This window comes from Helicobacter vulpis (assembly GCF_003660395.1).
GTDB lineage: Bacteria > Campylobacterota > Campylobacteria > Campylobacterales > Helicobacteraceae > Helicobacter > Helicobacter vulpis.
Genome location: NZ_QXQT01000082.1, coordinates 1 through 616 on the forward strand (window position 1 = coordinate 1; position 616 = coordinate 616).

Below are 616 nucleotides of genomic sequence, written 5' to 3' on the forward strand. Positions count from 1 at the left end.
GGCGTTTTCTTACTACTTTATTCGATCCCAGATCGACCATGAAAATTTCCAAACCCAGATTCGCCACCAGCAGTTTGTAACCACCATCAACCAAGTGTTGGCCGACAAACATAACCGCTACTCTGCAGAAGTCTATTTGCATGAATTGGGCTTTAAGGAAATTAGCGCTGAAGAGCTCAAGGAAGTGTTGGCCTTACAGAAGAACAAAAATGAGATTGAACGCAGTGAAAACCCCTTAGCGAGCATTATCAAGGTGGGCAATAAAATTTTCATTTCTCTAAAAAGCAATGGAGACATCGTACTTTACAAAGAGATTCAAAAGACTTCTTATCACAACTATTATTTTGCCATTTTCATCGGAGGGTTTTTGATCGTGATGATCTTTGTCTTCATGATCCGCGGTTTTATCCCCATCAACGAATTGCGTAAAAAAGTGCATTTGTTTTCTAAGGGCGAAATGGACATTGAATGCAAGATCGACCAGCAAGATGAGATTGGGGATTTGGCAGCGGCCTTTGACTCGGCGATCAAAAAGATCAAGGGGTTGAATGAGTCACGTATCTTGTTCTTACGGGCGATCATGCACGAATTGCGCACACCCATCACAAAGGGCATT

General features: G+C 42.2%; 1 pseudogene. It reads left to right on the plus strand.

What is annotated here, in order from left to right:
• Nucleotides 1-616: pseudogene (locus tag EAO38_RS08670) on the plus strand (HAMP domain-containing protein); the annotation flags it as partial.